6 protein-coding genes are annotated in these 9,504 nt (G+C 56.3%); 1 reads left to right on the top strand and 5 read right to left on the bottom strand.

Features of this window, described 5'->3' with window-relative positions; genetic code table 11:
• The first annotated feature begins 97 nt into the window (after nucleotides 1–97).
• Nucleotides 98–2,440 carry a putative bifunctional diguanylate cyclase/phosphodiesterase gene (locus LB462_RS20700; protein WP_224511903.1) on the top strand — a complete coding sequence of 781 codons (2,343 nt, stop codon included), beginning with the start codon at nucleotides 98–100 and terminating at the stop codon, nucleotides 2,438–2,440.
• A 79-nt stretch (nucleotides 2,441–2,519) separates the two neighbouring features.
• Here LB462_RS20700 and LB462_RS20695 read toward each other — a convergent pair whose 3' ends face one another.
• The 5 genes from LB462_RS20695 to LB462_RS20675 all read right to left on the bottom strand — a co-directional run bounded on the left by LB462_RS20695 (nucleotide 2,520) and on the right by LB462_RS20675 (nucleotide 9,474).
• Nucleotides 2,520–4,358: an acyl-CoA thioesterase gene (locus tag LB462_RS20695; protein ID WP_224511901.1), complete on the bottom strand. Its 1,839-nt coding sequence runs from the start codon at nucleotides 4,356–4,358 to the stop codon at nucleotides 2,520–2,522.
• Between the two features lie 253 nt (nucleotides 4,359–4,611).
• On the bottom strand, nucleotides 4,612–6,081 hold the full coding sequence (locus tag LB462_RS20690) for an HAL/PAL/TAL family ammonia-lyase (RefSeq protein WP_224511898.1): 1,470 nt from the start codon (nucleotides 6,079–6,081) through the stop codon (nucleotides 4,612–4,614).
• A complete protein-coding gene (locus LB462_RS20685; protein ID WP_224511895.1) occupies nucleotides 6,078–7,079 on the bottom strand; it encodes an ornithine cyclodeaminase family protein in 1,002 nt (333 codons plus the stop codon). Before LB462_RS20685 ends, LB462_RS20690 begins: the two co-directional genes overlap by 4 nt.
• Before the next feature lie 8 nt (nucleotides 7,080–7,087).
• Nucleotides 7,088–8,404: an LLM class flavin-dependent oxidoreductase gene (locus tag LB462_RS20680; RefSeq protein ID WP_224511893.1), complete on the bottom strand. Its 1,317-nt coding sequence runs from the start codon at nucleotides 8,402–8,404 to the stop codon at nucleotides 7,088–7,090.
• Nucleotides 8,401–9,474 (bottom strand): LLM class flavin-dependent oxidoreductase, encoded by a 1,074-nt coding sequence (locus LB462_RS20675; protein WP_224511891.1) that lies wholly within the window; start codon nucleotides 9,472–9,474, stop codon nucleotides 8,401–8,403. The genes LB462_RS20680 and LB462_RS20675 overlap by 4 nt, the downstream gene beginning before the upstream one ends.
• Nucleotides 9,475–9,504 lie beyond the last annotated feature (30 nt).

Genomic DNA, 9,504 nt, shown 5'->3' with positions numbered 1-9,504 from the left:
GGTAACTAATAGAAAAAATGCTAAGTATATTAACCAATGCCGAACGTAAAAAAACTAACATGGGTCAAAGATGAACTCACCTGCCTGAGGTCTGTGCGTGCAATTGTCCAATTTCCATACTTTTGACGCTATCCGATCGATGTTCGGTATGCGGGGCGCTATCAACCCGGCAGTAAAGCGTCGTGTCTATGCGGAGCAAATGGACGTTGCACTGAGGCTGGCGCCTTTTACGGTTCTGGTGGCAATGTGCGTTGTGTTTGTCGTCGCGTTCGTTTTCTGGGATCTCGGCCCCCGCCCCTATCTCGCCGGTGTGTCGATAATGGTCGCGCTCATGACTGCGGGCTCACTTTTCGCCTGCTGGCAATGGTACACAGTGCCAAAGGTCAAGGAACTTGGCTTTGATGCGATCAAATACCTGATCATCATATCCGCGCTTTATGGCATCTGCCTTGCCAGCATTCCCCTAATGCTGTTTCTCGATGCCGATCCCTACCATAGGCTTTTGATCGCTTGCACAGCAGCAGGTCTCATGGCAACCGGCATTGGCGTGGCGGTGGTACCCTTGGCTGCGATCGCCTACTCAGGCACAATCATTACCGGTTCGTTCTTCGCGCTTGCGTCGACCGGTGAAGATTTCTTTTTGTTCATCGCGATACTGCTCGCCTTCTATGCGCTCTTCATTCTGTTCACCATCGTCCACATGAGCAATCTTATCGTTATGCGCACGCTGGACCAGATCAAGGTCGAGCAGCAGAAGGAGGTTATCAGCCTGCTGTTGTACGACTTCGAAGAAAACGCCAGCGACTGGATTTGGGAAACCGACGCCGATCTGAAGCTCCAGCACACATCGCCACGTCTGGCGCAGATCGCCGCCAAAACGACCAAAGAGCTGCAAGGCATGCCTTTTGCGCAATTGTTCAAGATCGATCAGTCCCATGCTGAAGAGGCAGTCAAGGTTGGTTCGATCTGGCAGGCCATCGAGAACCGGACGACATTCCGCAATCATATCCTGCCCATCAACATCAAGGGGGAGACCCGTTGGTGGTCGCTCACCGGCAAGGCGATTTTCGATAACGCAGGCCAATTTGTCGGCTACCGCGGCGTTGGCTCCGATGTGACCGCTGCAAAGCAGTCAGACGATCAACTGTCCTATCTCGCCCGCTATGATGTGCTGACCGATCTACCAAACCGTACGCTCTTTACCGACCAGCTCTCGCAAGCCACCAAGGACCTTGAGAAAGGACTGCGCAGTTTTGCTGTGTTCTGCATAGATCTCGATGAATTCAAGACGGTCAATGACAGTTTTGGTCACGGCATCGGCGACCAGTTGCTCAAACAGGTGGCAGACCGCTTGCGCGGCGCGGCACCCGCGACCTATGTCGTTGCCCGCCTTTCCGGCGATGAATTCGCCATTCTGGCGCGTGGCGCCGACCAGACTGCTGCCACCGAACTCGCCGAACAACTCGTTCAAAGCATCGCACAACCCTTCTGGATTGATGGTATCCAGATCAACATTCACATCAGCGTCGGCATTGCAATTGCGCCGACCGACAGTGTCAACGACATCATGCGCTGCGCCGACCTGGCGCTCTACCGGACCAAGAATGAGGGCCGCAATAGTTTCCGTTTCTACGAGGTAGAAATGGATGCGCGCATCGAAGCCAAACGTGCGCTCGCCATGGACCTGCGTGGCGCTCTGGCACGGGACGAGTTCATCCTCCATTTCCAGCCCATCATTTCGGCGCAGACACTCAAAACGGTAGGGTTCGAGACGCTGCTGCGCTGGAAGCATCCGGTGCATGGCTTCATCTCACCGACTATCTTCATCCCGATTGCGGAAGAGACAGGTAATATTATTCCGCTCGGCGAGTGGATCATCCAGGAAGCTTGCCGTATCGCCGTGTCGTGGCCGCAGGAAATCCACGTTGCAATCAATATCTCGGCGATCCAGTTCCGGCATTCCGACCTGGCGTCCATCGTTCGCGATGCCTTGACCAAGAACAAGCTCAAGCCAAATCGGCTGGAGCTGGAGATCACTGAATCCGTCTTCCTCGAGGCAAATGTCGCCGCTATTTCGTTGTTGCGCCAGTTCCGCGCCATGGGAGTGAGCATCGCGCTCGATGATTTTGGCACAGGCTATTCCAGCTTGAGTTACCTGCGTAAGATGCCATTTGACAAGATCAAGATCGACCAGTCCTTCGTGCGCGACCTTCCGCACAATCGGGGCAGCCTTGCAATTATTCGTGCAGTGATGGGCCTTGGAGCCAGCATGGGCATGAAGATCACTGCCGAAGGCGTCGAGACCCGTGAGCAACTTGCCTGCCTGCAGAAGGAGGGCTGCGATCAGGTACAGGGCTTCCTTTTCAGCCCGGCAGAGCCCGTCGAGAAGACTTTCGAGCTGCTCGCCTTCGATCGTGACCGATACCAGGTTGCCAGCTAGAGCCTTTCACATACAATAAAGGCACCGTTCTGCCAGCAGAACGGTGCCTAAGTATCAGGCTCTTAATAGTTCGCTCAGATCACGCCTGCCGCTTCGCAGCATCCTGAATATTTACTGGCCGGAAGTTCGCAGACAAGCGTGAGTCCTTCGGCCAATATGGCAGGAACCCTTTGATCACTTCCCCTGGAATATCGAGTGGATTGTAGTGGTCGCGGTCGACGAACATCAATGACTGCTCGCCATGCCCGAGCAATCCTTGCGCGGCGCTGTGGATCTCATGCTGCAACGTCACGAACTTCCGATTGTGGCGCGCAATCTTGATGCGCACGGTAATCTGCTCGAATTCTTTCGACTCGCGACGGTAATCGTGGGTGAATGAGCGCGTGAGAATATAGAACCGCGTCGTTGCTAGGTCGAAATCGGGCATGCAGACGTTGAAGAATAATTCTCGCGCTTTGCCGACCCAGCGCACGTAGTTGGCGAAATAGACGTTTCCGACGGAATTCGTATCATCATATGTGGGGACGAGCTGCATGACGAACCACTCACCGTCGAATCCATGCGATGGCGAAACGTCGTCGCCTCCCGCGACGTTGGCAAGTGGTATGGGCGACATCATCCGGATAGGTTGATCGACTATCTCAACGGGAATGGCCTTCGACGCCGGTCCAAACAGTTCGATGATGACTGGCAAAGCGCCTATTAGACCGATGAACGGAGAGATGAGCAGGAATCCTGGCACCGGCTGGATGTAGCCGATGATGAATATCAGCGACGAACCGCAACCGATCATAAAGCTGAGCACCGGATCGAACTTTGGCTTCGCGCCGAGCGCCTCACATACCAGGTTCGCCGATGCACTGACGAATAGGGTTGCAAACGGCATCATGAAATACATCAGCGAAAAATTCGCGGGCACGGCCGTGAAGGCAATCCAGGCAGCGCCAAACAATAACCAAAGCGGCGATGAAGCCACGCCGTCTGGAATGAGAGCAAGCAAGGGACTGTTGCTGCGCAGATTTTTGCCCTTCAGGAACCAGGATGTTGCGCAATAAAAGCTGTCCACGGTTGAAGCCAGGGCAATGACAGTCCAGATGACAAAGGCAACCGCCAGATATGGCTGGCCATTTTCCGCAGCAAGAACCGTAGCTGCCGACACGGACCCCTGGGCGCTTGGAAGGCCATCGATGGACAGAATGCTGCCTATCGGGCCGACTGCCGAAGCGGTAAGCGCATTGAGGAACAAAAAGCCAAAGAACATCAACGCGCCGACACCGTAGGCCATGCCAACATCGCCGCCTTCGCGTTTGATGGTAACCGCCCGCTGCCAATGCTGAATATCGAGCCACGGTCCAAGCAGGAACCCGATCAGCGTTGGCATGATCAGGCCATAGAAGCGGCTATCGAACTTTTCGAGTGGCACACCCGGATAGTCTGATGTCTGTCGCAGTCCGATGAGCAGGACAATGCCCGCAGCCACGCCGACGACCGTATAGACGATATGCAATAGCTTGAGTTGCTGTAGCGACAGCGCATGACCGATCGCACACGCAAACAACAGCAACAGCGCAACGCCGAGCGCTGAGCCTTCGCCCACGATAGGCTGCCAAAGATAGGCGACGAACCCGAAGATCGTCACAACCAGCGCGGCCATCTGAAACAGCAGAAACACGCCAGCGTAGCGGCCTTCAATATCTTTGATGATCTGATCGGGCGGCCGCTTCGTGCGCCCGAGAATAAATCCAAACAGCCAGAGCCCCGCAACATTGGCTATGGCAAAACCAAAAAAGCCCAGCCAACCATAGGTCAGAGTGACGTGGATGGAATAAAAGAAACCCAATCCCCACAGCCAGGATAAGCCTATTGTTGGCGCCCACAAAAGATTCCGCACGACCGTCATGACTATCCAGCTTTTCAAGAAACGCTGCTTTTACAGCACCCTACTTTAGTCGATGTTATTCGCGGAAATAAGTCAAATGTTCTGTTCTTAGACTGGCATCAAGAGTTTAGCGTTTCGATAGTGTTGCGGAAACTTGGCGGCAGACGACGAGCAGATCGTGAAACTTATCGGTGACGAATATACAACTCGTTCACCATTCTAGCGTGTAAAGGTGTCCAAACCGTTGCATATCCGGCGATACGCGGCCGATCGTTTGAAGGCCGCGTTTCAATCATTGGCGCAAGCTGTCCACCAGTGCCAAAACATCCTCTCCGAGCGCCCTATCCGCTTCCAGCTTGGGTGAGACTGCCCGAACGAGATCATAAGTTTGTCTCGTTCCCCTGCCACAGCGGATTTCCGGCCTCAGATCTATGGCCTGCGCCGCGGCCAGCATCTCGCAGGCAACCAGCTGCCGCCATATTTCGACAATGTCGGCACATTTGGCCACAGCAAGCGGCGTCTGCGTCGCATGGTCCTCGACTCCTTCGGAAACGGCAAGGAAATCGAGCAAGACTGGATTGGCCTTGTGGCGGATGGCACCAACGAGCGCGGCTACCGTCTTCTGTAGAGGTACAAACCCAGCCGAAGCCCCGCCGACAGGGCTGAGATACCGCGGCAGGCCATGACGCCCAGAGCCCGTGATTTGTATGAAGCGTGCAGCACTGCCGAGTGCCGCTTGTGCGATGGCGAGCCCAAGCGTCTCGAAAGCCAGCGCCAGCGACGGCGTGTGGAAATTTCCCGTCGACAGTACTCGGTCTTCATCAATGATCACCAGCGGATTATCCGCGGCCGAATTGAGCTCGAGTTCGATCGCGTCTATCGCAGCCCTCAGGGCATGGGCAAGCGCTCCTTGAATGGGCGCCGCGCAACGCACGCTGAGTGGATCCTGAATGGCTGTCCTCGCTTCCAGCAATGACGAGCCTTCAAGCAATGCCAAAAGCTTTTCCGCCTCTTCCACCTGACCCGCAGCGGGACGCGCAACCTGGATCGCAGGTGTCAGAATGAGTGGATTGCCGCCCAAGGCTTCGAAGCTCAGGGCAACCGCCCGACGCTGAAAATCCAGAAGCACAGCAGCGTCTGTCGCAACAAGTGCACCCCGTCCGACCGAAACTGCTGAGGCGTTGAGCAGCGACAACCCGTCTTTCGGGCCAAGCGCCGACGGCGCAAGACCTGCCTTTTTCAAAGCTTGAGCAGATGGGTAGACCTTACCTTGATATTCTGCAGCACCCTCGCCGATCAGCGTCGATGCCATAGCCGCCAGCAGCACGAGATCACCAGCTCCTATGGAACCAATGGATGGGATAACAGGATGAATCTGTTTATTGAGTAACGCCAGCAAATCATTGAAAACTGACAGAGAAATTCCGGATCCCCCGACAGCCAGCATTGAAAGCCGCGTGGCCATGACCGCGCGGGTAACATCGCGCTCCAGGGACGGGCCAACACCCATGCCGCGCCCGCGCACCAATTGCTGTTGGAATGCGCTGATATCCTCGGTCACCGATGTTTTCAAATTAGCGCCGAGCCCTGTATTCAGACCGTAGATTTGCTGTCCAGATGCTGCAGCTCTGTCGAGGATCGCCCGCGCCTTTTCCAGCCTGTCGTATACATGGGGCTCGACTTCGACCGCCGCATTCTCACGGGCGATCGCTGCGATATCAGCGATTGTGGTGGTCGATCCACTGAAGACGACAGGGCTCATGCAAAGCGTAGCCGCTGGCCGATATTGGAGGCTTTGGCTTTCTCCAGCATGGCATAACCAAGCGCAATATCGCTTAGCGACAAGCCCCGATGCCAGAACAGGATTGTCTCATCTTCATTCTCACGGCCGGACTTGTGTCCGGCGACGATCTGGCCGAGCTCAGCATGCAACGTCTGCTCTGACAGTTTTCCCGCCTCAACATGCGCGCGCAGGGATCCAAATTTTCCACCCTTGCATTGGCCCCAATCATCGACGACAAGTTTGTCCATAATGTCGGTCAACGACAGCTCCACAGCGCTCATTGTTCCGTAAGGCACGACGAACGCGCTGGGCTTGATCCATTCCGTTTTCAACATCGGTTGTGGCTCCGGCAGGCGCGACGCCTCAACGACGATGTCGGCGCCTTCGACACAAGAGCGCCAATCATCGGTGACGATGATCTGTTTGCCCAGATCATGGGAGAGTTTCTCGGCAAAGGCGTTGCGGCTCTCGGGCCGACGCGAATGCACGCGAATCTCATCGAAATTGTAGAGATGATCAAGGAGCCGTACATTCCAATAGGCCGTGCCGCGCGCTCCGATATGGCCAAGGATTTTCGAGTTCTTGCGCGCGAGATATTTTGCTCCGAGTGCGGTGACGGCGCCGGTGCGCATATCGGTGATGACCGTTGCATCAAGGATAGCGCGAGGCACACCGGTACGTGGATCGAACAGATTGAGCACACCGAATTCTGACGGATAGTTCAGCTTGTAATTATCGACAAAGTCCCCCACGATCTTCACGCCTGCCAGATTCAAAGGCGCAACATATCCCCGCAACACGTTGAAATGGCCATTGAAAGTCGCATCCGGTTCAAGATGCACCCGCGGCTCTATGACGGTCTGGCCATCGCCTTGCGCGGCAAGCGAGGTTTCGATTGCACCGAGAATTTCGGCATTCGTCAGCGCCAGCGCGTCGATGTCGAGCGCATTCAGATAGTCGATGTAAATGGGTTTCATGTCTTTGCTCATGCTGCACGCGCCGGGATTGTGATTCCGAGATTTTCGCGCAATGTGCGCCCTTCATATTCATCGCGAAAGAGGCCACGGCGACGCAATTCGGGCACAACCATCGCGATGAAATCCTGAAGTGCCCCCGGAAAATAGGCACCCATCACGTTGAAGCCATCAGCCGCCTTGCCATGAAACCGCTCCTCCAGTTCATCGACGATCTGTGCCGGTGTGCCGATCAATTGCCAATGACCGCGCGCGCCGGCGAAATTGCGAGCCACCTGCCGGATAGACAGATTCTCACGCCTCGCAAGATCGATGATGAGCTGCTGCCGGCTTTGAATGCCATCGGTAGCTGGCATTTCGGGTAGTGGTCCTTCCAGCGGGTACCGCGACAAGTCCTTGATGCTGAGATAGCTAGCGAGCAACGCCACACCAACCTCGTCGGGAATGAGTTCCTGCAAGGCATCATATTTCGCCCGCGCTGCGCTTTCGGTTCGGCCGACGATGGGCGAGACACCAGGCAGGATTTTGAGGTCGTCCGGATCACGCCCGAAGGCCGGCATGCGCGATTTCAAATCAGCATAATAGGTCTGCGCTTCCTGCAAGGTCTGGGCTGCGACGAACACCACATCCGCTGTACGCGCTGCGAGGTTCTTGCCCGCATCCGAAGCACCAGCCTGTACCATCAACGGACGGCCCTGCGGCGAACGCGGACTGTCGAGAAGTCCACTGACAGTGAAATGTGTGCCGTGATGATCGACGGGATGTAGCTTGGATCGGTCAGTGTAGCTTTTTCCGTCGGCGACATAAGCGCCAGTATCGACGCTGTCCCAGACCGCCCTTGCTGCTTGTTCGAATTCCACGGCGCGCTCATAGCGCTGCGCATGGGGCCGCAAGCCGCTTGAAACAAAATTCTCCGCCTCGAGTTCGCTCGCCGACGTGACGAGGTTCCAACCAGCCCGGCCACCGCTCAACTGATCGATGGAGGCCAGTGTGCGTGCAAGGCCATAGGGCTCGTTGTAGGTCGTGGAGGCCGTAGCAACCAAGCCGATATGGGACGTATTGACCGCCAGCGCCGCGAGCAGGCTCAACGGCTCGAACATGGTCGAACGCGCAGCCTGGCTCGCGGTGTTGATGTTGCGCTCCCGGATCGCGGCCGCATCTTCAAAGAAAACCATGTCGAATTTGGCAGATTCTGCAAGGCGCGTCAGAGCTATGAAGTGATCGACATCCACACCGGCTGCGGCAACCGCGTCCGGATGCCGCCAGGCCGCGATATGATGGCCGCCTGCCATCAGAAAGGCGCCAAGCTTCATATGTGCTTTGCTCATAATGTTTGCTCCGCTGCTTTGCTGGCCGGATGGCGCGGACGGTGCATTCCAAGATGCTCGCGCAGTGTGCTGCCCTCATAGGAGTTGCGGAACAATCCGCGCTTTCGAAGTTCCGGTACAACGTGATCAACAAAGGCGTCGACACCTTCCGGCGCCACCGGAGGCAGGACGGTGAAACCATCGACAATGCCCGACCACGCTTGTAACGCATCCGCAATATCGAGGGTCGTGCCGATGGCCACCAAACCTCCAGGCCTTTCTCGATCGGGCGACAACGCATCCAGTCTGTCATGGAGTTGCTGTGCGTCAGATTTGGTAGCGCCGATGAACGGAATGACATTTGCAAGGATCCTCACCTCGGACCGTTTGCGATCATGCCGTTCGAGCCGTTGCGTGAAATCGGAGACAAGCGTCCTCGCCTCGTCCACCGACGCCGGATCAATGAAAACAAGTTCAGCCGAGCGCAAGGCAATCTCGGCGGTATCAGACGTCAGCACGTGCGACACAACTGGCTTGCCTTGCGGCGAACGATTGACGTTGAGCGGACCACGCACGGTGAAATACTCGCCTTTGTGATCAAGAAGGTGCATCTTCTCCGGCAGGAAAAAACGCCCTGACGCCTTGTCATAAACAAAGGCGTCATCCTCCCAGCTGTCCCAAAGCCGGCTGACCACATCGAGATATTCCTGGTCGCGCGCGGTTGCGCCCGGCGAAACCACGACATTCCACCCAGCCCTGCCCTTGCTGATAGTATCGAGCGAGGCAAAGCGGCGCGCGAGGTTGTAAGGTTCGTGCTGGGTCGTTGCAGCGGTTGCGATCAGCCCGATCCGGCGGACGACAGTGGCAAGCGCCGCAACCAGCGTCGTCGGTTCGAAAGGCACGGCCTGCGGCGACAGATCATTCAGGGGCCGTTGACCAAGCCGATCGGCAAAGAATGCGAAGTCCAACCCGCCTTCTTCTGCTTTCTTCACCTGCGCCGCCAAAGCGTTGAAATGAATCGCATCTTCCGATTTCTCACGCCAGGCGGCGGGATGATGGCCAAACGGCGTGATCGATATTCCGATGTGCATTGCTGGGTTACCCTTGCTTCCGTACCGGCC

The organism is Phyllobacterium chamaecytisi (genome assembly GCF_020164455.1).
Lineage (GTDB): Bacteria > Pseudomonadota > Alphaproteobacteria > Rhizobiales > Rhizobiaceae > Phyllobacterium > Phyllobacterium chamaecytisi.
This window is presented reverse-complemented; position numbering and strand designations above follow the sequence as displayed.

Excerpts from the sequence above, each read along its gene's own strand:
- LB462_RS20685 (WP_224511895.1), bottom strand. The coding sequence starts at position 7,079 with ATGAAACCCATTTACATCGACTATCTGAATGCGCTCGACATCGACGCG.
- LB462_RS20690 (WP_224511898.1), bottom strand. The coding sequence starts at position 6,081 with ATGAGCCCTGTCGTCTTCAGTGGATCGACCACCACAATCGCTGATATC.
- LB462_RS20680 (WP_224511893.1), bottom strand. The coding sequence starts at position 8,404 with ATGAGCAAAGCACATATGAAGCTTGGCGCCTTTCTGATGGCAGGCGGC.
- LB462_RS20675 (WP_224511891.1), bottom strand. The coding sequence starts at position 9,474 with ATGCACATCGGAATATCGATCACGCCGTTTGGCCATCATCCCGCCGCC.